The 25,764-nt window shown below is 32.7% G+C and carries 22 protein-coding genes; 9 read left to right on the forward strand and 13 right to left on the reverse strand.

Translation table 11 applies throughout. The annotated features are described in order from the left end of the window. Positions 1-3 precede the first annotated feature (3 nt). Together galE and MUN68_RS01100 are read left to right on the forward strand one after the other, a co-directional pair. A complete protein-coding gene (gene galE / locus MUN68_RS01095; RefSeq protein ID WP_249995161.1) occupies positions 4-1,026 on the forward strand; it encodes a UDP-glucose 4-epimerase GalE in 1,023 nt (340 codons plus the stop codon). 185 nt (positions 1,027-1,211) lie between these two features. Further along, positions 1,212-1,403, forward strand: a complete 192-nt coding sequence (locus MUN68_RS01100; RefSeq protein ID WP_249995160.1) for a hypothetical protein — start codon at positions 1,212-1,214, stop codon at positions 1,401-1,403. A gap of 40 nt (positions 1,404-1,443) precedes the next feature. On the opposite strand, the gene lspA is transcribed toward MUN68_RS01100, so the two are convergent. Genes lspA through MUN68_RS01115 form a run of 3 tightly spaced genes read right to left on the reverse strand, consistent with a single transcriptional unit; the run spans position 1,444 to position 4,444 of the window. Further along, complete coding sequence (gene lspA, locus MUN68_RS01105; protein WP_249995159.1) at positions 1,444-1,941, reverse strand: signal peptidase II; 498 nt, start codon at positions 1,939-1,941, stop codon at positions 1,444-1,446. A gap of 6 nt (positions 1,942-1,947) precedes the next feature. Then, positions 1,948-2,841, reverse strand: coding sequence for an ACP S-malonyltransferase (gene fabD, locus MUN68_RS01110; protein ID WP_249995158.1), 894 nt, complete (start codon positions 2,839-2,841; stop codon positions 1,948-1,950). A 43-nt stretch (positions 2,842-2,884) separates the two neighbouring features. Further along, on the reverse strand, positions 2,885-4,444 hold the full coding sequence (locus MUN68_RS01115) for an NAD(P)/FAD-dependent oxidoreductase (RefSeq protein WP_249995157.1): 1,560 nt from the start codon (positions 4,442-4,444) through the stop codon (positions 2,885-2,887). A 66-nt stretch (positions 4,445-4,510) separates the two neighbouring features. On the opposite strand from MUN68_RS01115, the gene MUN68_RS01120 reads away from it, so the two are divergent. After that, positions 4,511-4,906, forward strand: coding sequence for an SRPBCC domain-containing protein (locus tag MUN68_RS01120; RefSeq protein ID WP_249995156.1), 396 nt, complete (start codon positions 4,511-4,513; stop codon positions 4,904-4,906). Between the two features lie 77 nt (positions 4,907-4,983). Here MUN68_RS01120 and MUN68_RS01125 read toward each other — a convergent pair whose 3' ends face one another. From MUN68_RS01125 to MUN68_RS01135, 3 genes are all read right to left on the reverse strand, one after another. Beyond that, positions 4,984-8,565: an ABC transporter permease/M1 family aminopeptidase gene (locus tag MUN68_RS01125; protein WP_249995155.1), complete on the reverse strand. Its 3,582-nt coding sequence runs from the start codon at positions 8,563-8,565 to the stop codon at positions 4,984-4,986. A 21-nt stretch (positions 8,566-8,586) separates the two neighbouring features. Further along, the gene (locus tag MUN68_RS01130; protein ID WP_249995154.1) at positions 8,587-9,471 is read right to left on the reverse strand and encodes an ABC transporter ATP-binding protein; all 885 of its coding nucleotides are present in this window, start codon (positions 9,469-9,471) and stop codon (positions 8,587-8,589) included. A gap of 161 nt (positions 9,472-9,632) precedes the next feature. Further along, positions 9,633-10,562, reverse strand: a complete 930-nt coding sequence (locus tag MUN68_RS01135; RefSeq protein ID WP_249995153.1) for a dihydrofolate reductase — start codon at positions 10,560-10,562, stop codon at positions 9,633-9,635. Between the two features lie 298 nt (positions 10,563-10,860). Between MUN68_RS01135 and MUN68_RS01140 the strand changes: the two genes are divergently transcribed. Continuing rightward, positions 10,861-11,160, forward strand: a complete 300-nt coding sequence (locus MUN68_RS01140) for an isoamylase early set domain-containing protein (RefSeq protein ID WP_249995152.1) — start codon at positions 10,861-10,863, stop codon at positions 11,158-11,160. Between the two features lie 76 nt (positions 11,161-11,236). On the opposite strand, the gene MUN68_RS01145 is transcribed toward MUN68_RS01140, so the two are convergent. From MUN68_RS01145 to MUN68_RS01170, 6 genes are all read right to left on the reverse strand, one after another. Further along, complete coding sequence (locus MUN68_RS01145) at positions 11,237-12,058, reverse strand: energy transducer TonB (protein ID WP_249995151.1); 822 nt, start codon at positions 12,056-12,058, stop codon at positions 11,237-11,239. Between the two features lie 9 nt (positions 12,059-12,067). After that, complete coding sequence (locus MUN68_RS01150; RefSeq protein WP_249995150.1) at positions 12,068-12,892, reverse strand: thymidylate synthase; 825 nt, start codon at positions 12,890-12,892, stop codon at positions 12,068-12,070. A 205-nt stretch (positions 12,893-13,097) separates the two neighbouring features. Continuing rightward, a complete protein-coding gene (locus MUN68_RS01155) occupies positions 13,098-14,462 on the reverse strand; it encodes a NupC/NupG family nucleoside CNT transporter (RefSeq protein WP_449421300.1) in 1,365 nt (454 codons plus the stop codon). A gap of 438 nt (positions 14,463-14,900) precedes the next feature. Continuing rightward, positions 14,901-15,509, reverse strand: coding sequence for a bifunctional nuclease family protein (locus MUN68_RS01160; RefSeq protein ID WP_249995148.1), 609 nt, complete (start codon positions 15,507-15,509; stop codon positions 14,901-14,903). A 115-nt stretch (positions 15,510-15,624) separates the two neighbouring features. Then, positions 15,625-16,587 (reverse strand): electron transfer flavoprotein subunit alpha/FixB family protein, encoded by a 963-nt coding sequence (locus MUN68_RS01165; protein WP_249995147.1) that lies wholly within the window; start codon positions 16,585-16,587, stop codon positions 15,625-15,627. A gap of 86 nt (positions 16,588-16,673) precedes the next feature. Then, positions 16,674-17,420: an electron transfer flavoprotein subunit beta/FixA family protein gene (locus MUN68_RS01170; protein WP_249995146.1), complete on the reverse strand. Its 747-nt coding sequence runs from the start codon at positions 17,418-17,420 to the stop codon at positions 16,674-16,676. 333 nt (positions 17,421-17,753) lie between these two features. Here MUN68_RS01170 and MUN68_RS01175 point away from each other — a divergent pair, with 333 nt between their 5' ends. The 3 genes from MUN68_RS01175 (at position 17,754) to MUN68_RS01185 (ending at position 21,903) form a co-directional block, all read left to right on the forward strand. After that, positions 17,754-18,737, forward strand: a complete 984-nt coding sequence (locus MUN68_RS01175) for a pyruvate dehydrogenase complex E1 component subunit beta (RefSeq protein WP_249995145.1) — start codon at positions 17,754-17,756, stop codon at positions 18,735-18,737. Between the two features lie 93 nt (positions 18,738-18,830). Beyond that, a complete protein-coding gene (locus MUN68_RS01180; protein WP_249995144.1) occupies positions 18,831-21,341 on the forward strand; it encodes a DUF5686 and carboxypeptidase-like regulatory domain-containing protein in 2,511 nt (836 codons plus the stop codon). 163 nt (positions 21,342-21,504) lie between these two features. Continuing rightward, complete coding sequence (locus MUN68_RS01185; RefSeq protein WP_249995143.1) at positions 21,505-21,903, forward strand: CBS domain-containing protein; 399 nt, start codon at positions 21,505-21,507, stop codon at positions 21,901-21,903. An 89-nt stretch (positions 21,904-21,992) separates the two neighbouring features. Here MUN68_RS01185 and MUN68_RS01190 read toward each other — a convergent pair whose 3' ends face one another. Then, positions 21,993-22,319 carry a hypothetical protein gene (locus MUN68_RS01190; protein WP_249995142.1) on the reverse strand — a complete coding sequence of 109 codons (327 nt, stop codon included), beginning with the start codon at positions 22,317-22,319 and terminating at the stop codon, positions 21,993-21,995. Between the two features lie 284 nt (positions 22,320-22,603). Between MUN68_RS01190 and MUN68_RS01195 the strand changes: the two genes are divergently transcribed. Beyond that, complete coding sequence (locus tag MUN68_RS01195) at positions 22,604-23,131, forward strand: inorganic diphosphatase (protein WP_249995141.1); 528 nt, start codon at positions 22,604-22,606, stop codon at positions 23,129-23,131. A 145-nt stretch (positions 23,132-23,276) separates the two neighbouring features. Further along, on the forward strand, positions 23,277-25,721 hold the full coding sequence (locus MUN68_RS01200) for a sodium-translocating pyrophosphatase (RefSeq protein WP_249995140.1): 2,445 nt from the start codon (positions 23,277-23,279) through the stop codon (positions 25,719-25,721). The last annotated feature ends 43 nt before the right edge of the window (positions 25,722-25,764 follow it).

Here is a 25,764-nt window from a genome sequence, read left to right on the forward strand (position 1 = left end):
CTAATGAAAAAAATACTTGTAACTGGTGGATTAGGTTTCATTGGTTCACATACTGTTGTTGAATTACAAAATGAGGGTTATGATGTTGTTATAATAGATGACTTATCAAATTCTACTATAGAGGTGATTGAAGGTATTACTGCTATTACTGGAAAAACTCCAATTTTTGAAAAGTTAGATTTAAAAGAAAAAGCTTCAGTTGAGCGCTTTTTTCAAAAACATAATGACATTTCTGGAGTTATTCATTTTGCAGCAAGTAAAGCTGTTGGTGAAAGTGTTGAAAAACCATTGTTGTATTATGAGAATAATCTAAATACACTTATTTATATACTAAAAGATGTACTTAAACTTAATTCATCCAATTTTATTTTTAGTTCATCATGTACAGTTTATGGACAAGCTGACGACATGCCAATAACAGAAAGTGCGCCAGTTAAATCTGCTGAATCGCCTTATGGAAACACAAAGCAAATTGGAGAAGAGATCATTAAAGATACTTGTAAAGTAAATGATAATTTAAATGCAATTGCATTGCGTTATTTCAATCCGATAGGTGCTCATCCTTCTGCTAAAATAGGTGAATTACCAATTGGAGTGCCTCAAAATCTAGTGCCATTTATTACGCAAACAGGAGCTAAACTTCGTGAATGTTTGTCTGTTTTTGGTAATGATTATGAAACACCAGATGGAACTTGTATAAGAGATTATATTCATGTTGTTGATCTTGCAAAAGCTCATGTGGTAGCTTTAGAGCGCCTTTTAGAGTCTAAAAATCAGTCTAATTATGAAACGTTTAATGTCGGAACAGGAGTTGGTAGTTCTGTGTTAGAAGTGATTCAATCTTTTGAAAAAGTTTCTGGGCAATCTCTTAATTATAAGATTGCACCAAGACGTGAAGGTGATATTGAGAAAGCTTTTGCAAATACTGAAAAAGCAAATAATGTTTTAGGCTGGAAAGCTAATTCTACACTTGATGATGCGATGCTTTCAGCTTGGAAATGGGAGAAAATCATTAGAAATCTATAATAATTCCTTAGAATTGAATTATAAATTTGATAATGATAGGCGGTTTAATTATTGATCTGCTAATTTTTAAGGTATTTTATTATTAGTTTTTGATTTAACAAATTGATTAACAGTGATTTAGTTCTTTTTGTTTGTGCTTTGGTTTTCCTTTTTGTTTATTTGAAACTAATGATAAATGAAAACCAATGAAATTGATTAGTATTAAAAGAGAAACAAAACCTGAAGTTAGGTTCACTCCAAAAATGGGTGCCTTATCTGTAAAAGTTACTTACATTAAGAAGCAATTTTTGAATATTCCATTCAAAACATTATATAAGTATAGAGAAACTTATTATGGAGAAGTAAAAGATTGTGTCAATATTAGTTTAGCGAAATAATATAAAAAGCCTCTTCAATTTGAAGAGGCTTTTTTGAGTTTTATTTGATTTGTTTTTTTCTTGAAGATATAAACCATGTATAAATTAAAACAATCATTCCGAACGTAACAGACATATCTGCAACATTAAAAATACCAGTTTTAAAAATACCACCTAAGTTTATAAAGAAAAAATCGGTTACTTTGCCAAAAGCGATACGATCAAAAACATTGGCAATTCCTCCACCAGCAATACAACTTAATGCAATAGTACTTAGTTTGTCTAAAGTTTTATTTACTAAAATATAATAGATAAGATAACCCAAGACTAATGTAGGAAGGATTAATAAAAAAACAATTCTTAAGGTGTCATTCATGTCACTTCCCATTCCTAGAAAAGCTCCTTTGTTATCGACATATTGCATGATGAACTTCTTTCCAATAAGTTCTTTGATTTCCAGGTATTCAAAATTAGCCCTAACGAGTACTTTTGAAATTTGATCAATAGTGATATTGAAGATTATAAGCAAAATGATGCCTACATTTCTTGATAATTTCATAAAATCTTAAGCGTTAGTTTCAAATGTAGCTGAAGCAGTTTCAGATTCTCTATTGATTTTTTTAACTAGACCTTGTAATACTTTACCTGGACCAACTTCAGTAAAATGAGAGGCTCCATCTGCTATCATTTGTTGGACAGATTGTGTCCAACGAACAGGAGCAGTTAACTGAGATATTAAATTTACTTTAATTTCATTTTCATCAGTTATTGCAGTAGCTGTTACATTTTGATAAATTGGACAGTTTGGTTTGCTAAATGTAGTATTTTCAATAGCTGCTGCTAATTCTTCTCTAGCAGGTTCCATCATTGGTGAGTGAAATGCGCCACCAACAGGTAACACTAAAGCACGTCTTGCTCCAGCTTCTTTCAGTGCTTCGCAAGCTTTGTTAATGGCTTCAACTTCTCCAGAGATCACTAGTTGACCAGGACAGTTATAGTTTGCAGCAACCACAACTCCTTCTGTATTTGCACACACATCTTCTACAATATGATCTTCCAAACCTAAAACGGCTGCCATTGTACTTGGTTGTAATTCGCAAGCTTTTTGCATTGCTTGGGCTCTTTGCGAAACTAATTTTAATCCATCTTCAAAAGTTAAAGCTCCAGCTGTGACTAATGCAGAAAATTCTCCAAGAGAGTGACCAGCAACCATATCTGGTTTAAAACTGTCACCTAGTGTTTTTGCTAAAATTACAGAATGTAAAAAGATAGCTGGCTGTGTGACTTTAGTTTCTTTTAAGTCTTCAGCAGAACCTTCAAACATGATGTCCGTAATATGAAACCCTAAGATGTCATTTGCTTTTTCAAAAAGTTCTTGTGCTAAAGGTGAGTTTTCATAAAGGTCTAATCCCATTCCTGAGAACTGAGCACCTTGACCTGGAAATATATATGCGTTCATTTTAATCAAAATTTATGATGCAAAAATAGGAATAATATTGAACTTATAAGTTAGAAGTTGCAGCTTCTGCACAACGTTCGCCATCCATAGCAGCAGAAATAATTCCACCAGCATAACCACCACCTTCACCACATGGATAAAGATTAGAAATTTCAGGATGCGCTAAGGTTTCTGTTCTAGGGATATTTACAGGTGATGATGTTCTAGATTCAACACCTATTACATTAGCTTCTTCAGTATAATAACCATGCATTTTTTCTCCAAATGCTTTAAAACCTTTTCGTAGAGAACTACCAATTAATTTTGGTAACAACGAGTGCATAGGTGCCGATTTTAAACCTGGTTGATACGATGTTTCATTTAAGTTAGGTGACAATTTCCCTTCAACAAAATCTGTTAATCGTTGTCCTGGTGCAGATTGACGCCTTCCGCCAGAAGTGAATGCCAAACGTTCTAAATCTTTTTGATATTCTAAGCCTTTCAATTCTCCAAACGGTTCATATTTATATAAATCGTTGTCTGCATTAATTTCGACCACAATACCAGAATTTGCAAAGGTATTGTTACGTCTAGAAGGCGACATTCCATTGACAACAACTTCGCCATTTGCAGTTGCAGCTGGAACAATAAATCCGCCAGGACACATGCAAAAAGAATATACACCTCGATTATTGACTTGTTGCACCAAACTATACGCAGCTGCAGGTAATAATTCATCCCGTTTTTCTCCTTTACAATGGTATTGAATGCCATCAATAATATCTTGTGGATGTTCAACGCGAACTCCCATAGCAAACGATTTTGCTTTTAACTGAATGTGTTTATCATTCAATAAATAAAATATATCACGAGCTGAATGTCCTGTAGCTAAAATAACTTTTTCAACATCCAATTCATTTCCGTTTTGAAGCTGAATAGCAACAATTTTATGGTCTTTTAGAGTGAAATCTGAAACTCTGGATTCAAAATGAACTTCTCCACCAAATTTTAAAATAGTTTCTCTAATATTCTGAACAACCTTCGGTAATTTGTTAGTCCCAATATGTGGATGTGCATCTACTAAAATTTGATCAGTTGCACCATGAAAGACTAAATTTTCGAATATGCGACGTACATCTCCACGTTTTAAACTTCGAGTATATAATTTGCCATCACTATACGTTCCTGCTCCACCTTCACCAAAGCAATAATTAGAATCTTCATTAACAAAATGATCTTGATTAATCGCTTTTAGGTCACGACGTCTGTCTTGAACATTTTTACCGCGTTCTAAAACGATAGGTTTAAAACCTAGTTCAATACAACGAAGCGCAGCATACATGCCTGCAGGTCCAAATCCAATAATATGAATGGGTTTTGCTTTTGAAACGTCTTTGTAATCAAATTGGTAATCTGAGTTTTCAGGAACAGGTTCATTGATGTAAACTTCAACTTTATAGTTAAACATAATGTTACGTTTACGTGCATCAATAGATTTTCTAAGGATTTTAATTCCGGAGATTTCTGAAGGTTCAATTCCTAAATCATAAGCTGCTTTGAGGAGCAATCCATTTGGTTTTCCCTCTTGATGTAAATTAATACGTAGTTGTAAAGCTTTAATCATATTGCGAAATTAGTTATATTTATTAGGTTTAAAAGTTTAACTTAAGAAATATAAAAACAAGATTGTATGGAATTTACATTAACAACAAATATAAAAGCAACTCCAAAACAAATCTATAAATCATGGTTAAGTCCACAAAGACATTCTAAAATGACTGGTGGAACAGCTTTTGTGTCTGATAAGGTTGGTGATGAATTTACGGCTTGGGAAGGGTATATAACAGGAAAAAATATTGAGTTAAAACCTTATAATAAAATTGTTCAATCTTGGAGAAGTACTAATTTTCAAAATGATGAAAGTGATTCTCAAATTGAGATTTTACTTTCTGAAGATGGAGAAGAAACAACATTAACATTAAAACATACCAATGTTCCAGAATCTGGTGAGCATTATAAAAAAGGATGGGAAGAACATTATTTCACGCCTATGAAAGATTATTTTAAAGCTCTGAATAAACTTTAATATCAAAATAAAAAATCATAAAAAACACCATTTCAATTAATGAAATAGTGTTTTTTTTATGTGATACATTTACTATTTTATTCTTCTAGACTTATGCTTTTAATATTATCCTTATAAACACGATCTATTAAAATGTGTCTAGGATCAATAGCTGCTTTTACTGGCAATGAATCTAATTGAACTGTGATTGAAGTTGACTCTTTGTCGATTTTCATTCGTTTTTGTTGGTATAATCGTTCTTCATCACTATCCATAAAGAAACCAATATCAATCCAATCGTTTATAGCCGTTTTTACTTCATTTCCTAGACTGTCAGATTTTATTTTAGAACTTTCAATTTCCAGAGTGACTTCAAATTTGCCATTATCTAATGTCTTATATGTAGCATCTGTTAGTCTATTGTCGTAAAGTGTAATTTCTTTAAACCAATCTTTTATTAAATAGTGTAATGAATCTGGTACTTGTGGTTCTAAATAACGTAAGAAATCGTGTGAACTTGGATAAGGAGGTTCCTTGTAACGATATTCTTCTAAGAAACCTTTCATTGCCGTATTAACTTTCTCTTCTCCAATGTAATCTTGTAAAGCATACAAAATAACACTTCCTTTTCCGTAGTGGATATAGCCTTGGTTTTCTACTTGATATAAAGGCAATTCTTTTTCACGTTCACCACTACGACCACGTAAATAACGATCGTGATTGTATTTAAGAAATTCGCGCATTTTCATTGGATTTTCATTGATGTTTTTTAAGGTCATTAATGATGAATATTCTGAAAAGCTTTCACTTAGCATTGTGCTTCCCTGCATATAAGCTCCAATAACTTGATGTGCCCACCATTGGTGACCCATTTCGTGTGCAATTACAGCATCAATAACATTGTTCTCCGTTTCATCTTCTAGATTTATAATAAATCCGAAAGACTCAGCATAAGGCATGGTTCCTGGAAAGGCTTGCGCGAAATTTGAATACCTAGGAAACTCAATAATTCGAGCTTGTTTGTGGTAATATGGACCAAAATTTTCTGTAAAATATTTTAATGAACGCTCAACAGCATCTAACATCATTTCAATATTAACATCATGCTTTTCATCATAATAGATTTCAATATCTATGCCATTCCATTTTCGTTTTGCTATTTCAAATTTAGCAGACATAAATGAATAGAAGTTTAATGAAGGCGTGTCTGTTTTGTAATGGTAATAATTTCGACCGTTTTCTTCCCATTTTTTAATTAATGAGCCAGGAGCAATTGCCGTTTGATCTCCAGAAGTAGAAACTACAGTTTCAACGTTTACGAAATCAGATTGTCCATTAAAAATATAATTTCCCATGTGTAAATCGGTAACACCTTCTGTAAGTTCTGGCATTCTTTCTTTTTCAGGAAGGTCATATTTTTTACGCGTGTTTTTATCACCTATTTCATAGCTGTCATTATAACCCATGGTTGGTAAAATATTACCATTATTAATGAAGGTTCCATTTTTAACTACCATTGTATTTCCTCTATCATTGGCAAACCCTTTGGTAATGTATTTGTTATTGACCGTCATTGTTATTTTTTCACCTGGTAGCAAAGGAGGACTCAATTTATAGATTGTAAATAAATAGGTCGTGTCTTTATAAACTGCCTTTGAATTCGGAATAATTAACTTCGTGTCCCAACCATCATTATTATAAAAATGAAGTGAATCGATTGGAAGTTCTGTCGTATTAGTTAATTCTAAATCGGCTTTAACATGTATATCTCTTTTATTTGGAAAAATATCTAGATAATACTTAGCATCAGTAATTTTGGGAGATACAATATCTTTATACTTCCCATATTTTTTTTCGTAATCTGCAGACAATTGTTCTAGAGTATCACTAGAGAAATAAGGGTTTAAAACTTGTGTATTATAATAAACAAATGCAGCAACTCCTAGCCAAGCTACAGCTGTAGTAATTATGACAGCTCTATAGCTTTTTGGGACTTCTTTTCTGGCTGTTTTTATGCGACTCCATAATGAGCTTTTAGAACCTCTACTCCAAAGTGCACCAGCAATTAATAATCCTAAAAAGGATAATATAATCCAATATAAATTAAACCAAAGTGTGCTTTTTAGTCCAGGACCAAATGCATTCATGTCTGAATAAAAAACTGAAGCACCTCCACCAATACTTAACATATTAGAACTGATGTCTAAAATACTTAAGATGATATCCCAAACTAATAATACTAATATGGATATAAAGTAACCAATGTATTTATTACTAGAAAGGACTTGAATCATAATCATGATGCCACCAAAAACAATGTAAAGCGCAAGGTTTTCGTAGAAGAAATCTAATAGATACACATCTAATTCAACACGAGTGAATCCATGAAGTAATTGATAAATTATTGCAATACCAATAAAAAATAAGTTTAATATAGAAGTTATACAAACTAAGGATAAGGCTTTAGCAGCCATAGAAATGAATGACGTATGAGCTGTAGCATCAACAACTTCATTTATTTTATGATCTCTATCACGCCATATTAATTCACCGCTAAAAAATATAAGAATAATTACGGTAAATATGTTTGTGTTGCCTTTTATCGAGTCTATAAGTTTGTAGGTAAGTGGATAGGATTGTAGTCCGAAAAACTCGAATCCACCACTTAAGTCTGCAACTAAAATGATAATACAAAAGAGAAATAATATTTTAAAGGTGACACTTTTTATAATACTTAAAAAATTAGTGTAGAAAAAGCTCTTAAATTGTATCCAATTAGTAGATGCGTTATACGTTGGATTTAACTTTGGTAGCGCAAATACAGTGTCTTTCTTTGAAGGTCTTAATTTTTCTTTCTTGATTTTTTTATTCTTCTTTTTGAAAGAAAAGCTAAAATAAGAAAGCATTAAAATGATAAGTCCAACTGCTATCCAAATTAGTCGATTCCAAAATAGAATCCCTGAAAAGCCAGGACTTATTGTATTTTTTTCTACAGGTGTAAAATACTTGGTTTCTATGCGATACGTGTTAATTCCAAAAATATCTGATAAACCAGCAATAGTTTCATTATCAACATCAGACATTAACGAACCAGAAACAATATAGGCTACAATAATTAATAAGCCACCAACAAATGAGATGACTGTGCTTTTCCATTTGTTAGCCATAGCAAAGATGACAGCTCCAGCAAGAAACATATTTGGTAAAATAAACAGTAAGTAATTATTCAAAAAGGTTTCAAAATAGAAAGGACCAAAGCGCGCTGGATCTATCCATTCAAAAACTGAATTTAAAGAAGTTCCTATCAGCATTCCGATAAAAATGCCCAGAAGAGGTAAGGTTGAAACGAATAGAGCGCCTAAAAAGCGACCAAAAAAGTAACCTGGTTTACTTAAAGGCGTTGCGAAAAGAATTTCATTAAACTCATTATTATGGTCACGTAATGCAGCATTATTAAAAAAGGCAACTGCCATTAATAAACTAAAGATGCAAAATATAGTAACGTGAATGGTAATGGTATAAGGTGAATTACGATAGACATTTCCAATGGCTCCTCCAATTTGCACATTATCACTAACTGTTGCAAAGAACTCCATTAATGCCAATACGAATATGAAAATATACACCATAGGTTGCTTAAGTGTATATTTTAATTCTGATAAAAAGAATGTTTTAAACATGATTAAAATGGTTAGGAATGATTAAACAAGAACGTTTGATGTGTTAATTTTAGAAAAGAAAACATCCTCTAAGTTAGGTGTTACTTGTTCAAATCCGTTTTGCGGATTGTCTTCACTATAGATATGAATTAGTGGTTTTCCACCTACCATTTTATTTGAGATAATTTTATATTCGTTAGCATAAGATTCAAGTTCGTCTCTGCTCACAATTTTTTGGAAAACTTTACTTCGTAAGTCATCAATTGCAGTTTGAGGAGATCCGTGAAAAACGATTTCTCCCAAATTCATTATGGCCATTTTAGTACATAATTCTCTTACATCATCTACAATGTGCGTCGATAAAATAACGATAACTTCTTTGCCAACATCTGCTAATAAATTATAAAAGCGGTTTCGTTCGCCAGGATCTAAACCAGCAGTTGGTTCATCTACAATAATCAATTTTGGATTGCCAATCAATGCTTGAGCAATTCCAACACGTTGTTTCATTCCTCCAGAAAACCCTTTTACAGATTTATTTCGCTTGTCGTATAAATTAACTTTATCTAGTAAATACTTAACCAGTTCTTTTCGTTCAGAACCATTTGTAATTCCTTTTAATATGGCTAAATGAGTTAATAATTGTTCCGCAGTAATTCTTGGATACACACCAAATTCTTGAGGTAAATAACCTAAGACTTTACGTAATTCTGCTGGTTGGTTTAAAATGTCAATTTCATCTAATGAAGCGCTTCCTGAATCAGCTTCTTGAAGTGTTGCAAGCGTTCTCATTAAAGATGATTTTCCTGCGCCATTTGGTCCTAATAAGCCAAACATTCCGTTTTCGAGTTCTAGATTAACATTGTCTAATGCTTTAACGCCATTCGCGTAAGTTTTCGATAAATTACTGATTTTTAATGTACTCATTGGAAATTGAAATTTGATTGGTTAATGTAAATAAGACGAAGCTAAGCTAAAAGCGTTACAATTGTAATATCTCATACCAAGATACTACTTATATATTAAGACGTAATATATTTAAGAATGGTTGCCTAGAACTGAAGTAAAATTAAAATTTTGAACAATGTTTATTTTTTCAAATACGTAATAAAAGAAAATGCATGGGCATGTTTATCATCTGCATCATGAGTAGTTCTACTTACTTCTCTCCATTGTGAAGTATCAATTTCAGGGAAATAAGTATCGGCATTTTCAAAGTTAGAATGCACACGAGTTAATTCAATTTTATCTACTAAAGGGATTGATTGTTTATAGATTTCACCACCACCAATAATAAAAGGTTGTTTGTCATTTTTAGAAGCATCAATTGCATCTTCTAAACTATTCACGACTATAACACCTTCTGGAGCTTTATAATTACTTTGTCTTGTAATAACAATATGAATTCTGTTTGGTAATGGTTTTGGGAAACTTTCAAAAGTCTTTCGTCCCATAATGATATGATGACCATTAGTTAGTGATTTAAATCGTTTTAGATCATCACTTAAATGCCAAATCAAATCATTGTCTTTACCAATTGCATTGTTCTCACCTGCAGCAACTATTATAGTCAGCTCAGCCGTTTTTTTTTCTGAAATTTCTTGGCTATCAAGAGTTTCATTATAGGCTTGTGATTTAGCAATTTCTTTTTCTTCTTTTAAGTAGTCTTGTTTAAGTTGTTCAATACGTTTTTGTTGCTTTGATACTAGCACTTCACGTTGTTGATCTTCCCACTCTTTACCCATAAATTTATGGGTAATGAAAACAGTAATAAAGTGGTATATAAATAAGATTAGCCAAAAACCAATAGCAAATACAAACCATTCAAGTCCAGCTATTTTAAAATCTTTACCAATACCTAACAAGGTGTTTGCTAAAATCAAAAAGACAGCTCCAATTAGAAAAAGTACAAAATGAACATACAAACGCTTTTTTTGTTTGATGCGTTTTTCTGCAGCTTTAATTAAAGCTAATTGTTCTTGATCTATACCTGGAGTTGTTTTCTTTTTTCCGAACATAATTATAAATATATACAAATATAAAGTTATGATTTTTAATGTGAACTTAGTAATGAAGTAAATTAAAAATTATACAGTGCAAGAGAAAACGTTTTCGTATCAATATAATTGAAAATCAGTGTTTAATAAATAAATTAATGCTTGGTAATTTAATAATTTAAAGGTGTTTTTTATTCGTACTTTAAATTAAAGTACACTTAATTTTATCAAATTGATAATTCTTTAATTTATAGTGAATTAATCGTACGAACCTTACAGTTTCTTTTATACATTTGACCCATAATTTAATTCATATATTATGGCAATTACAAAACAATACTTAAAAAGCAAACCAGTTTGTAAAGTAACTTTTACTGTACCTGCTGAAGAAGCGAAAAAGGTAGCAGTTGTAGGAACTTTTAACGAGTGGAACACTAAAAAAGCAGTTCAACTTAAGAAATTAAAAAACGGAAACTTTAAAGGGACTGTAGATTTAGAAAAAGATAACTCATATGAGTTTAGATATCTAGTTGATGGTGCTTATACCAACGATGACCAGGCAGATGCTTACGCATGGAATGATTATGCTTCAGCAGAAAATGGTGTTTTAAATGTATAGTTAATTTCGTTATACGACATTAAAAAAAGAGCTTTCAATTTTGAAAGCTCTTTTTGTTTTTTGATAAATCACTTAGTTAATAAAAATCAAGTGTCATTAACATGCTAAAAGGTGTGTCAACTTCAATTCCTTCCCAGGTTCCTGGTGCTTTGAATTTTGGTAGGCGCTTGGTTACATTTATGGCTTCAATAGCTATGGCTTTGTGATTTGCTTTTGCATTGATATTTTTGATTTTTCCGTTTTTACTAATTGTAAATTCTAAAAGAAACTGTGTTGATTTTGCCTGAGGCAATGCACGACTAGCCATTTCAATGTCAAAACTCATTTTAATAAAGTTCATGATTTTTCGTTTAGAACATGCTTCTAATTCTAAATTTGTAGCCTCTTTATCGCAACCTCTATAAATAGGATATCTTGTTTTGCCTTCATTTTTATTTGGAGTAATTTCTACCTTTACAGGTACTGAGTAAGGTACAGCAATTGGTTCTCCATCTCGTATTCCAGGAGTCATTTGTGGAATTAAGTTTATAACACGTATGGCTTCAGCTTCTAGATATTCGTCTTCTGCTCTTGCTCTTATGTTAGTGATTTTACCTTCTTTGTTAATTTTAAAAATTATTGCAATCCGTTTTAATCCAGGCTCTAAATCTGACTCTTCATGCATTTCAGTATTAAAATGATTTTTAAAAAGTTCGTTTATTTTTTGAGACATACAATTCATTTTGTTTGTATTGCCTTTTTCGTTTTTACAGCCTTTATAAATAGGAACGTGTTCAATAACCTCTGTAGTGTCTTTTGTCGTTGACAAAGCATCTAATTCAGATTGATTTAATTTGATTTCTTGACTAAAAACGAGTAGTCCAAATAACATGGAAATAGTAAGAATGAAATATTTCATAAAAATAAATTATACAGCCACAGCACCTTTAATGTGTGGATGCGGATTATAATCAACTAAAGTAAAGTCTTCAAAATCGAATTCGAATATATCTTTTACATCAGGGTTTAATTTCATTTTTGGTAATGGTCTAATATCGCGAGAGAGTTGTAATTCTAATTGCTCAAAGTGATTACTATAAATGTGGGCATCACCAAATGTGTGGATAAATTCTCCTGCTTCGTATCCACAAACTTGAGCGATCATCATTGTGAAAAGTGCATAGGAAGCTATATTAAACGGCACTCCTAAAAAAGTGTCTGCACTACGTTGATATAGTTGACAAGATAATTTTCCATCAGCAACATAAAATTGAAAAAAAGCATGGCAAGGTGGAAGTGCTGCTTTTCCATTTGCTACATTGTCGTCAAAGGATTTAGAAGTGTCTGGAAGTACCGAAGGATTCCAAGCAGAAACTAACATACGACGACTATTAGGATTGTTTTTTAATGTGTCGATGACATCTTTAATTTGGTCGATATCATCACTATTCCAGTTACGCCATTGATGGCCATAAACTGGTCCAAGGTCACCATTTTTATCAGCCCAAGCATTCCAGATTTTTACACCATTTTCTGTTAGGTAATTAATGTTAGTGTCGCCTTTTAAAAACCAAAGCAATTCGTAAATAATAGATTTTAGGTGTAATTTTTTTGTGGTGACCATTGGGAAGCCTTCACTCAAATCAAATCGCATTTGATGACCAAAAACACTTTTTGTTCCTGTTCCTGTGCGATCTCCTTTTACGTTTCCTTCTTCTAAAATACGTTTAACTAAGTCGTGATATTGTTTCATAGTATTTCCCGCGAAAGTGGGAATCTCATTAAATTAAACTAAAGCCTTAATGCTGGTTTGTATTTCAACTATACTCAATAAGTGAGTTCAGCATTGCTAAAGGCGAAAATAAAAAAAAAGCATCAAAATTTAATATTTGATGCTTTACTATATATGAGAAGTTATTAACTATGTTTTATAAGATTCCTGCCAGCGCAGGAATTTGTTAGCCAATTATCATTCCGGCTATAGTAGCCGAAATTAAAGAGGCCAAAGTTCCGCCAATAAGTGCTTTCATTCCAAATTTTGATAATGTTTTACGTTGTCCTGGAGCTAAAGAACCAATACCACCAATTTGAATTCCGATAGAAGCAAAGTTCGCAAAACCACAAAGCATATATGTTGCCATGATGATTGATTTTTCGTACTTTAAATGCGTTGCATTTGCAGCGTTTTTAAGATCTGCTAATTGAATATAACCAATAAATTCACTCGCAGCTAATTTAATACCAAGTAGCTGACCCATAAGCGCCATATCTTCAGTAGCAACTCCAATTAACCACATTAAAGGAGCGAAAATATAGCCTAGAATAAGTTCGAGAGAGAGGCTTTGATAGGCTGTGTTTCCTGCGATCCAACCGTTTAGATTTGTAATATCTCCAACCCAACCTAGAATGCCATTAGCCATAGCAATAAAGGCAACAAATACAAGTAGCATTGCACCTACATTAACAGCAAGTTTCAAACCTTCAGTAGTACCATTTGCAATAGCATCTAAAATGTTTGAGCCAATTTTTTCTTTTGAAACAGCAACATCTGTATTAACTTTTTCGGTCTGTGGATATAAAATTTTAGAAATTACAATAGCTCCAGGTGCTGCCATAACAGAAGCTGCTAACAAGTGTTTTGCATAAAACAAACGTAAAGCTTCGTCTTCACCACCTAAAAAACCAATGTAGGCTGCAAGTACAGCTCCAGCAACCGTTGCCATACCACCAATCATGACTAAAAGCATTTCGGATTTATTCATTTTTTCGAGGTAAGCCTTGATTAAAAGTGGTGCTTCAGTTTGCCCTAAAAAGATATTTCCAGCCACACTCAAGCTTTCTGCTCCAGATATTTTAAGAGTTTTAGAGAGTAACCAAGCCATTGCTTTTACGACTTTTTGAATAATTCCTAAGTAGAATAAAACAGAGGTTAACGCTGAGAAGAAAATAATGGTTGGTAATACTTGAAAAGCGAATATGAAACCATAGGAATTAATATCCATAACTCCGCTAAATAAGAACTCACTTCCAGCTCTAGTAAAGTCTAATATGTTTATAAAAACTTGACCTATTGATTCAAAAATATCTTTTACAAAATCAACCTGTAAAACGCATACAGCAATAACTAGCTGAAATACTAAGCCTATTGCTACGGTTTTCCAATTAATGCCTTTTCGATTACTGCTAAATAAAAAGGCGATTATAAGTAAGGTCATCATACCTAGTACTCCACGCCAAATACTGTTAAAACTATAACCTTGACTTTTTATTATGTCGTCTATGGCTTCTCCTTGAACAATATAACTAGGATGTTTATCTGATATAAATGTGTAAACATCATTAGAGTTTTTTAAAACTAATTTGGTTTCGTTTTTATTTACAACCTCATAATAGATATCTACTGTAGTAGGAACTTTTTGTTTAAAAACGATTAAATTATTATTCTGAAGCCAAAATCCTTCGTTAAAATTATTGTTTAGAATGGATGAATACTTTCCATTTTTAGCAAGATTTAAAAACTCTTTTCCCTTACTGAAATCAGAATCACCAGTTTTATTTTCTGGATAATTGTCGAAAGTTTCGTGAGATAATAATTGCCAATCATTAATGATTTCATTAACTTTTTCAACATTGTTTTCAACTTTTACAATTACAGGCAAACTGTCTGTTGAAACTTCATGAGTCTCTTGACTAAAGCTTGTCGTAAGTCCAAAAAAAATAGCTGCAATAGCTAGTAGAAAATGTTTCATCTGAAAGAGGTTTTAGCGTTTAGAAATTTCGTCTCGTATTTTAGCTGCTTTTTCGTAATCTTCATTATTTACGGCTTCATCTAAAAGGGTGTTCAGTTCTTTAAGGCTTTTATTTTTGTAGTTGTCTTGAACACTTGCTTCTATTTCTTCAGCAACAAAGTCATCTACTAAAATACTATCTTGTTCCTCTTCACCTTTTTTAGGATTCACTTTTAAATAAATACCAGCTTTATCTAAAATGTTTTTATAGGTAAATATTGGTGCTTGGAAACGTAATGCTAAAGCTATAGCATCACTAGTTCTTGCATCAATAATTTCTTCAATCTTATCGCGCTCGCATATTAAACTTGAGTAGAATACTCCATCAACCAATTTGTGAATGATGACTTGTTTAACAACAATGTCGAAACGATCTGCGAAATTTTTAAATAAATCGTGAGTAAGTGGTCTTGGAGGTCTGATTTCTTTTTCTAAAGCGATTGCAATAGATTGAGCTTCAAAAGCTCCAATAACGATTGGGAGTTTACGATCACCATCAACTTCATTCAGAATCAAAGCATATGCGCCATTTTGGGTTTGGCTATATGAAATTCCTTTTATGTTTAATTTTACTAAGCTCATAATATATAAAACGTAAAGAACCGTTTAAATTAGGACTTTACCAACTGCAAATTGCAGATTTATGACTAAAGAACCAAATCTAAACAGCCCTTTTCAAAACACAATTTAAAAAAAATTATGCGTTTTGAGCTTTAAATGCTTTTAATTTTTCGATGAGTGTTGGTACAACCTCAAAGGCATCACCAACAATTCCATAATCTGCAGCTTTAAAGAAAGGGGCTTCAGGATCTGTATTGATAACAACTTTTACTTTTGAAGCATTGATTCCTGCTAAATGCTGAATAGCGCCTGAAATACCAATTGCGATATATAAATTAGAGGCTACAGGTTTTCCTGTTTGTCCAACGTGTTCGCTATGAGGTCTCCATCCTAAATCTGAAACTGGTTTAGAACACGCAGTTGCTGCACCTAAAACGTCAGCTAATTCTTCGATCATTCCCCAATTTTCAGGACCTTTTAAACCTCTTCCTGCAGATACTACAATCTCTGCATCAGCAATGGTTACCTTATCTGTTGCTCTATCTACGGATTCTACTTTTACTCCACTAGCTGGTATAGAAGGAGAAAACTCTTCAGTAGTTGCACTTCCATTAGATTCCACTAAACCAAATGCATTTTTTGACACACCAACAACTTTCACAGCTGTATCAATTGTAGTCATATTAAACGCTTTGTTTGTAAACGCAGTACGTTTTACAGTAAATGGTGATGTATTAGAAGGCGCTTCAACAACGTTAGACGCAAAACCAGCATTTAAACCTATTGCTAAAATAGGCGCTAAGTATTTGCTGTCTGCACTAGAACTTACAATGACGACAGTTGCATTTTCTTGCTTAGCAGCTTGTTCAATAGAACTCGCATAAGCATTCGCGTTAAATGCTTTTAAATCGCCATTAGTTATGTTTAATACCTTGTCAACACCATAAGTTCCTAATTCTGATGTGTCATTTGCATTTATGGCTACAGCAGTTACTGTTGTTCCCATTTGATTTGCTACAGCTTTGGCGTAAGAAGCCGCTTCAAAAGCTGTTTTCTTAAATTTTCCTTGTTCTGATTCTGTATATACTAAAACTGACATGTTTTTTATTTTTTGTCATTCCTGCGGAAGCAGGAATCTATTTTTATTAATTTTTTTTGGATTCCTGTTTTCGCAGGAATGACAGTTTAAATCGCTTTTGCTTCGTTGTGAAGTAAATTGATCAACTCGTCAACATTGTCTGCATCAACTAAAGTTACAGCACCTTTTGGAGCTGGCTTTTCAAATTTAACAGTAGATGTCTCTGTTGAAGCATTTGTGGGTTCAACAACAGATAATGGTTTTTGACGTGCCATCATAATCCCTCTCATGTTTGGAATACGAAGATCACTTTCTTCAACCAGTCCTTTTTGTCCACCTATTACCAAAGGTAAACTTGTTGAGACTGTTTCTTTTCCGCCATCAATCTCACGCATGGCTGTAGCATTTATGCCATCCACTTCTAAACTAATGCAATTGGTTACAAAATTTGCATTAGTTAATGCTGCAATCATTCCTGGAACCATTCCACCATTGTAATCAATAGATTCACGACCTGCAATTACTAAGTCATAACCACCTTCATTAACAATATTTGCTAATTCTTTAGCAACTTGAAATCCATCTTTAGCGTCTGTATTTACTCTAATTGCTGCATCTGCACCAATGGCCAAAGCTTTACGAAGTGTAGGTTCTGTTTCTGGTCCACCAACATTAACAACAGTAACATTTGCGCCTTGTTTTTCTTTAAACCACATCGCACGTGTTAAACCAAACTCATCATTTGGATTAATAACAAATTGAACACCATTAGTGTCAAATTTTGTGTCGTTATCTGCGAAATTAATTTTTGAAGTCGTATCAGGTACGTGACTAATACATACTAATATTTTCATATTGAAATTGTTTATTTTGAGTGTATATTTTTTCTAATGCACGAAGATAATTATAATAATTCAGATTTTACTATGCGTGCATAATAAAATTAGTAAAATTTTTAGTTTTATGCTGTTTGTTTATGAATTTCTTAGAAATATTAAATGATATCAATAATTATTCAATTTTTTGTGTTTTTAAAAAGAATTATAAGCTTGCTATGAGTATCGAATAGTCTAAAATATAATCTCAATCCCGTATCGTTGTGTTTTTAAAGTGTTTTCAGCATTAATTTTATATCGTTTTATTAGCAATAATTATTACTTTTGCTATTCGATTTAAAAAATTAATAGATGAAGACAATTCAATTTAGAGAAGCCATTTGCGAAGCCATGAGTGAAGAAATGCGCAGAGATGAAAGCATTTACTTAATGGGAGAAGAAGTTGCGGAATACAATGGAGCTTATAAAGCTTCAAAAGGTATGTTAGATGAGTTTGGTGCTAAACGGGTGATTGATACACCAATTGCTGAACTTGGTTTTGCTGGTATCGCTATTGGTTCTACAATGACAGGGAATCGTCCTATTGTAGAATATATGACCTTTAATTTCTCGTTAGTTGGGATTGATCAAATTATAAATAATGCAGCCAAAATTAGACAAATGTCTGGTGGACAATTTAAATGCCCAATTGTATTTCGTGGTCCAACAGCATCTGCAGGACAATTAGCTGCTACGCATTCTCAAGCTTTTGAAAGTTGGTTTGCTAATACTCCAGGCTTAAAGGTAGTTGTGCCTTCAAATGTTTATGATGCTAAAGGGTTGTTGAAATCGGCTATTCGTGATGACGATCCTGTGATTTTTATGGAAAGTGAACAAATGTATGGTGATAAAGGGGAAGTACCTGAAGGAGAATATACAATTCCGTTGGGTGTTGCTGATATCAAACGTGAAGGATCTGATGTTACTATTGTGTCTTTTGGAAAAATTATTAAAGAAGCATATAAAGCAGCAGACGAGTTAGAAAAAGATGGCATTTCTTGTGAAATTATTGATTTAAGAACAGTTCGTCCTCTAGATAGAGAGGCGATTATCACTTCTGTTAAGAAAACAAATCGTTTGGTAATTCTTGAAGAAGCTTGGCCTTTTGGTAATGTCTCAACTGAAATCACATACCTTGTACAATCTGAAGCATTTGACTATTTAGATGCTCCAGTAGTAAAAATTAATACAGCAGATACTCCTGCGCCATATTCTCCAGTATTACTAGAACAATGGTTGCCAAATAAAGATGAGGTTATTAAAGCTGTTAAAAAAGTAATGTATATCAATGCCTAATGGTTTTTATAAACCCATCTAATAAATCGTGATTTTTTGCGTTAATAAATTTCATTAATACATGTTGCATGATTATTGATGAAGTTTTTGCCTATGAACTTTAAACTATTTCTTTTTTTCTTTTTCTTCGGAATACTTTTCGGATTCTCGCAAACCAAAGTTAGTGGTTACGTGTTTGATGAATATGACCAGCCAGTTGCTTTTGCTAATGTACTTTTTAAAGGGTCTACTGAAGGCACTATTACCAATGAAGATGGGCGTTTTTATTTAGAGTCTGAAAACACTTGGGATATAGTCATTATTTCATTTCTAGGCTATGAATTGAAAGAGATTGCACTTGATAAGAAAGTAAATTACGATCTCAGATTTGTTTTAAAAGAAGAAGCCGCTGCTTTAGATGAGGTTGTTATTGTTTCAGGAAAACAATCTAAGAAAGCTTCAGAGAATCCTGCCATTAGAATCCTAAAGAAAATTTGGGAACGCAAACGGAAAAACGGATTAAATCAATTTAAACAATATCAATACGATAAATACGAAAAAGTAGAATTTGATCTTAATACTATTGATAGTTCGCTCATAAAAAGCAAATTATTTAGAGGTATGGAGTTTGTTTTTGAAGAAGTAGATACGTCTAAAATTACTGGTAAAACATATCTGCCAATTTTTTTAAATGAAGCTGTAAGTACGGTTTATGGTGATAATCAATTAAACAAAGTAAAAGAAGATCTTAAAGGAAATAAGAATTCTGGTTTTAGTAACAATCAAGTAATTATTGATTTTATTGATGATTTGTATGCCGATTTCAATGTATACGATAACTATCTTAAGTTTTTTGATAAGAGTTTTGTGAGTCCGTTATCACGTACAGGAATTCAGACTTATAACTATGTGCTTTCCGATAGTGCTTTTATTGATAATAAATGGTGTTATAATATTATCTATTATCCTCGACGTAAAAATGAATTGACCTTTAAAGGTGATTTCTGGGTGAACGATTCTACATATGCTATTAAAGATATCAATTTACAAGCATCTAAAAGTGCTAACATTAATTGGGTCAAAGAAATTTACATCGAACAAGAATTCGAAGTTTTAAATGATTCTGTCTTCTTAATTAAGCGTGATTATATGTTGTCTGATTTCGCCTTAAATAAAAAAGAAAAGTCACGTGGTGTTTATGGGAAACGTACAACACTCTACGAAAATTACGTGTTTGATGTGCCTAAAAGCGAGCCGTTTTATGATGAAGAAGTCTATTTTTTCGATGAAGACATCTATAATCGTGAGGATGAATTTTGGGAACAAAACCGATTTGAGTCTCTTAATAAAGACGAAAAAGGAGTCTACAAAATGTTAGATACGCTGAAAACTGTGAAGAAGTTTAAGCGACTTTATAATATAGGTAGTATTCTTGCATCTGGTTATGTGGAATTTCCGAGTCTCAATTTTGATTATGGACCAATATTCTCAACATTTGGATTTAATGATGTTGAAGGATTACGTTTAAGAACTGGAGGACGAACTTATTTTGGACGAAATGATTTATGGCGACTAGAAGGATTTATCGCTTATGGTTTTAGAGATGACAAGTTTAAATATGGTATTTCTGGTAAGTGGTTAATGGATAAAAAGAGTCGGTGGACCATCTTTGGAGGAAATAGGCGTGATGTAGAACAAATTGGTGCGAGTTTAACAAGTTCTACAGATGTTTTAGGACGTAGCTTGGCATCATCTTCAGTGATTGGGACAGGCTCAAATGATAAGTTAACTAATATTAGTTTAACCAATCTAGGAATGTCGATTGAACCATCACGTAATTTTGAAATCCGTGTAGATGGAAGTTTCAGAACATTACGTTCGGCATCACCAACGTTTAGTTTAGATTATAATGACCCTGAATCTAATACTGGGATTTCTTCAGAAATAAAACAGTTTGAAAGTCGACTTTCAATTGGCTATTACCCAAAGCGACAAATGACAGGTTTTGGAGTAGAGCGTAAGTTTAAAAACGATAATTTTGCACGATTGTTTGCACAGCTAAGTCGTGGTGATCGTAATTGGTTTGATAGTGATTTTGATTATACCAAAGTTCAGTTTTCATATATACAACCTTGGCAAGTTGGTGGTTTTGGTAGATTAACAACTTCGTTAGAAGCAGGAAAAACTTTTGGTGATGTGCCTTTAGGATTATTAAGTGTCGTGCCAGGAAACCAAACCTATTTTTCAATATATAATACGTTTCCACAACTCGATTTTTATGAGTTTGTGACAGATACTTATACCTCAATGCATATTGAGCATAATTTCAATGGACGTTTGTTTTCTAGAATTCCATTTTTAAAGAAATACAACTTAAGATTCGTACTAGGGTTAAGGGGTGTTTGGGGAGATTTATCTAATGATAATTTAGCTTTAAATACAACTGGAAGTCCAGTTGAGATTCCTCTAATTGCTCCAAATGAGCGTATTTATTATGAATATAGTTTTGGTGTAGCAAACATTTTTAAAGTATTAAGAATCGACTTCAATTTTAGAGGGAATTACCTCGATACTCCAGATGCTAGACGTTTTGGTGTTACTGGAAGCTTTGGCTTTTATTTCTAACACTATTTATTTTAATCAAGCATCAACTATGACTAGAGTATGATTTTTATCATATTCAGAATTAATCTTTATGCATATTTTTACGATAGAGTGAATGTAGAGTATGTGTCAACTACTTTTTTATTCAGACTATAACACATATTATTAACTTAAAGCATTAGTTATGCGAATACAAGTAAAAGATTTTATGTCGACTCCAGTTACAACTGCTCTGGGAGAGAATACTGTTCTTGAAATTAGAGAACTTATGAAGGAAAAAGGCATTCACGCTATCCCAATTATTTCATCTACTAATGACAAACTAAAAGTTGAAATGACTATTCGAGGTATTGTTACTTCTACAGATATAAACAAAGAGATTAATGATGCTATTGCTGTAAGTCAAGTAATGACATCTTCAAATGTACATGTTGTTCATGTAGATTCTAGCGCTCAAGCTGCTGCTAAAATGATGATAAGATATAAAGTACATCACATTGTTGTCATGGACGAAGGTGTAATAGTAGGTATGGTTAGTTCTTTAGATTTTGTAAAATTAGTTGCAGAACATTCAATTGGATAAACAATTATAGATCCTAAAAATTCTTGCGTTTATGTGCTTTAAATATAGTCAGCATATTTGTTTAGAGCAAAGTTAATTAAAGTGAAATGTTACCTCTCTAAAAGTTTTTTTGAAACTTTATATGTTGCTGCATACAATAGTTCAGTTTGACTCGTTTTTAGTGTCTTAAATGCTTTCTTGTACCATTTTGGATCTGTTGCTTTTTTGTTATGATCATCATGTGTGGAATCTGCATTGAATTTTCCATTTAAGTGAGACTTAATGGTGTAAATGCCAATTCCGAAGTGTTCAACTTGTTTAAGAACAGTTTCGAAATCCGATTCAGAAAAATAATGAATCGCCTCATCGTCGAATCCATCATTCATGTTTTTTAAATCAGTAAATATCTTTTTTTCTAAAAATTCAGTTTGTTCCATCTTGAGAGCAACGTGTTTGTTTATGATTTAATTGCTAAGAGCCAAGATAACAAAAAGAAACAATGCGAAGATAATTCTATAGATTTTTCATGCGAATCTTTTAAACATTCTTAAGGAATTAAATATATATGTTTTTGAAAACTGTTATTTTCTTGTTTCATAATCAAATGCTCATTTATTTAATTGTCCAAATCAAACAATGCATTATCTTTGCATCTTGAAATAATGCAGACACTATAAATCAATAGTGTTCTGTTTTTTAAAAATTATAAAATAAATTTAACATGTCAGAAACAGGAGAATTAACTTTCGATGTATTAATCGAAATACCTAAAGGAAGCCGTAACAAATATGAATATGATTTTACCTTACACAAGATAAGATTTGATCGTATGCTTTTTTCATCTATGATGTATCCTGGAGATTATGGATTCATACCAGAAACGTTGGCTTTAGACAGCGATCCTCTTGATGTTTTGGTTTTAGGACATCAGCCAACGTATCCAATGGTTGTTATGGAAGTTAGACCTATTGGTGTTTTTCATATGACAGATGAAAAAGGACCTGATGAAAAAATTATTTGCGTGCCAGTTTCAGATCCTATTTGGAGTAATAATAAAGATATAAACGATTTAAATCCACATAGATTAAAAGAGATTGAACATTTCTTTAAAGTTTATAAAGATTTAGAAAAGAAAAAAGTTGATACAGGTGGTTGGGGAGATGCTAATGAAGCTATAAAAATTTATCATGAATGTGTACAGCGTTATGATGAAAGTGAGCATAAGAAGAAACGTACTTTTACTATCTAAATGAAATGATTTAAGAATCAATAGTTTTTTAACATTACACTATTAAAAAAGCAATATCAAGTAATTGATATTGCTTTTTTGGTAATATATGATTCATTTTACTACTTTTGCCAAGCTAAAAACTAATCAAATAAAAAATTTAAATATGGAATCATTAATGATTTATATGCCAATAGCTTTGGCGCTTTTAGGATTAATTTACATGCTTGTAAAGAAATCTTGGGTAATGAAACAAGACGCTGGAGATGGTAAAATGAAAGAAATTTCAGATCACATCTACGAAGGTGCATTGGCATTCTTAAATGCTGAATATAGATTACTTGCAATTTTTGTTGTAATTGTTGCTGCTCTATTAGCAGTTGTCTCTTTTGTAGTGCCAACAACACACTGGCTAATTGTAATCGCTTTTGTTTTTGGAGCTGTGTTTTCTGCTTTCGCAGGAAACATCGGAATGAAAATCGCAACAAAAACTAACGTTAGAACAACACAAGCTGCTCGTACAAGTTTGCCAAACGCACTTAAAATCTCTTTTGGAGGTGGAACCGTAATGGGGCTTGGTGTTGCAGGTTTAGCTGTATTAGGTTTAACAGCGTTCTTTATATTTTTCTTTCACTTCTTTATGGGAGGCGAATGGACTAACACAATGGACATGACTATTGTATTAGAAACATTAGCTGGTTTCTCTTTAGGAGCAGAATCAATCGCATTATTCGCAAGAGTAGGTGGTGGTATTTATACGAAAGCTGCAGATGTTGGAGCCGATTTAGTAGGTAAAGTTGAAGCTGGTATTCCTGAAGATGATCCTCGTAATCCTGCAACTATTGCAGATAACGTTGGTGATAATGTAGGTGATGTTGCTGGTATGGGAGCCGATTTATTTGGATCATATGTAGCCACAGTATTAGCTGCAATGGTTCTTGGTAATTATGTGATTAAAGATATGGGTGGATCTATTTCTGATGCTTTTGGAGGTATTGGCCCAATTTTATTACCAATGGCAATTGCTGGTGTAGGAATTATAATTTCTATCATCGGAACGATGTTGGTGAAAATAAAAAGTAACGATGCTAAAGAGTCTCAAGTTATGGGAGCTTTAAATATTGGTAACTGGGTTTCTATAATACTAGTTGCAATCTCTTGTTTTGCTTTAGTGAAATATATGTTGCCTAGTGAAGTTTCAATGGTATTTTTCGGAGAAAATATTGACAAAACAACTGGAGACGCTATGCCAATAACTATTTCTTCGATGCGAGTATTTTATGCTACGTTAGTTGGTTTATTTGTAGGTGCTGTGATTTCTTCAGTTACTGAATACTATACAGGATTAGGGAAAAGTCCAATCTTAAAAATCGTTCAACAATCTTCTACTGGAGCAGGAACTAACATTATCGCTGGTTTAGCAACAGGTATGATCTCTACATTTCCTTCAGTGTTATTATTTGCTGGAGCAATTTGGGCATCGTATGCATTTGCTGGATTTTATGGTGTAGCTTTAGCAGCTTCTGCAATGATGGCTACAACAGCTATGCAGTTGGCTATTGATGCTTTCGGACCAATTTCTGATAATGCAGGTGGTATCGCAGAAATGAGTGAACAAGAACCAATCGTAAGAGAACGTACAGATATATTAGATTCAGTTGGAAACACAACTGCCGCAACTGGAAAAGGATTTGCTATTGCCTCTGCAGCATTAACGTCATTAGCTTTATTTGCTGCTTATGTCACGTTTACTGGGATTGACGGTATTAATATCTTTAAAGCACCAGTATTAGCCATGTTATTTGTTGGTGGAATGGTTCCAGTAGTATTCTCTGCTTTAGCAATGAACGCTGTAGGTAAAGCTGCTATGGAAATGGTAGAAGAAGTACGTCGTCAGTTTAGAGATATTCCTGGAATTATGGAAGGTACTGGGACACCAGAATACGATAAATGTGTTGATATTTCTACTAAAGCGTCTTTAAAAGAAATGATGTTACCTGGTTTATTAACTATCGGATTTCCATTAGTGATTGCTTTTGTGCCAATGTTATTTGGTATGGATAATCTTGCTATTGCTGAAATGTTAGGTGGTTATATGGCTGGTGTTACAGTTTCTGGTGTGTTATGGGCAATTTTCCAAAATAATGCTGGAGGTGCTTGGGATAACGCTAAGAAATCTTTTGAAGCTGGTGTTGAGATTAATGGAGAAATGACTTATAAAGGTTCTGAAGCTCACAAAGCAGCAGTAACTGGAGATACTGTTGGAGATCCATTTAAAGACACGTCTGGACCTTCAATGAACATCTTAATTAAATTAACATGTTTAATTGGTTTAGTAATTGCTCCAATTTTAGGAGGGCATTCTTCTGAAGAAGGTGTTGCAATGACTGAAGATGTCAATATTGAAATGGTACTAGACTCTAAAGACCTTGCTCAAGCAACCATTACTTATTCAATGGTTGAAAACGGAGTGGAAGTGACTAAAGAAGAAACGTTCAAAGGGACTGAAGTTGAAGTTGAAAGAAAGCTAAGAGATTTTGAAAGAACAAATCAAAATTCTCAAGCAGAAAACAAAAAAATCATTAAAGAAATTGATGTTATTAAAAAGTAATATTATTAGATACTACATTAAGCCACATTGAAAAATGTGGCTT

This window comes from Psychroserpens ponticola (assembly GCF_023556315.2).
GTDB lineage: Bacteria > Bacteroidota > Bacteroidia > Flavobacteriales > Flavobacteriaceae > Psychroserpens > Psychroserpens ponticola.

Bases quoted from the DNA above. Each gene is read 5' to 3' on its own strand.
- MUN68_RS01140 (WP_249995152.1), top strand. From the start codon at position 10,861: ATGGCAATTACAAAACAATACTTAAAAAGCAAACCAGTTTGTAAAGTA.
- MUN68_RS01175 (WP_249995145.1), top strand. From the start codon at position 17,754: ATGAAGACAATTCAATTTAGAGAAGCCATTTGCGAAGCCATGAGTGAA.
- galE (WP_249995161.1), top strand. From the start codon at position 4: ATGAAAAAAATACTTGTAACTGGTGGATTAGGTTTCATTGGTTCACAT.
- fabD (WP_249995158.1), bottom strand. From the start codon at position 2,841: ATGAACGCATATATATTTCCAGGTCAAGGTGCTCAGTTCTCAGGAATG.
- MUN68_RS01100 (WP_249995160.1), top strand. From the start codon at position 1,212: ATGAAATTGATTAGTATTAAAAGAGAAACAAAACCTGAAGTTAGGTTC.
- MUN68_RS01170 (WP_249995146.1), bottom strand. From the start codon at position 17,420: ATGAAAATATTAGTATGTATTAGTCACGTACCTGATACGACTTCAAAA.
- MUN68_RS01200 (WP_249995140.1), top strand. From the start codon at position 23,277: ATGGAATCATTAATGATTTATATGCCAATAGCTTTGGCGCTTTTAGGA.
- MUN68_RS01145 (WP_249995151.1), bottom strand. From the start codon at position 12,058: ATGAAATATTTCATTCTTACTATTTCCATGTTATTTGGACTACTCGTT.
- MUN68_RS01160 (WP_249995148.1), bottom strand. From the start codon at position 15,509: ATGAGCTTAGTAAAATTAAACATAAAAGGAATTTCATATAGCCAAACC.
- MUN68_RS01190 (WP_249995142.1), bottom strand. From the start codon at position 22,319: ATGGAACAAACTGAATTTTTAGAAAAAAAGATATTTACTGATTTAAAA.
- MUN68_RS01180 (WP_249995144.1), top strand. From the start codon at position 18,831: ATGAACTTTAAACTATTTCTTTTTTTCTTTTTCTTCGGAATACTTTTC.
- MUN68_RS01125 (WP_249995155.1), bottom strand. From the start codon at position 8,565: ATGTTTAAAACATTCTTTTTATCAGAATTAAAATATACACTTAAGCAA.
- MUN68_RS01185 (WP_249995143.1), top strand. From the start codon at position 21,505: ATGCGAATACAAGTAAAAGATTTTATGTCGACTCCAGTTACAACTGCT.
- MUN68_RS01165 (WP_249995147.1), bottom strand. From the start codon at position 16,587: ATGTCAGTTTTAGTATATACAGAATCAGAACAAGGAAAATTTAAGAAA.
- MUN68_RS01115 (WP_249995157.1), bottom strand. From the start codon at position 4,444: ATGATTAAAGCTTTACAACTACGTATTAATTTACATCAAGAGGGAAAA.
- MUN68_RS01120 (WP_249995156.1), top strand. From the start codon at position 4,511: ATGGAATTTACATTAACAACAAATATAAAAGCAACTCCAAAACAAATC.
- lspA (WP_249995159.1), bottom strand. From the start codon at position 1,941: ATGAAATTATCAAGAAATGTAGGCATCATTTTGCTTATAATCTTCAAT.
- MUN68_RS01130 (WP_249995154.1), bottom strand. From the start codon at position 9,471: ATGAGTACATTAAAAATCAGTAATTTATCGAAAACTTACGCGAATGGC.
- MUN68_RS01135 (WP_249995153.1), bottom strand. From the start codon at position 10,562: ATGTTCGGAAAAAAGAAAACAACTCCAGGTATAGATCAAGAACAATTA.
- MUN68_RS01195 (WP_249995141.1), top strand. From the start codon at position 22,604: ATGTCAGAAACAGGAGAATTAACTTTCGATGTATTAATCGAAATACCT.
- MUN68_RS01150 (WP_249995150.1), bottom strand. From the start codon at position 12,892: ATGAAACAATATCACGACTTAGTTAAACGTATTTTAGAAGAAGGAAAC.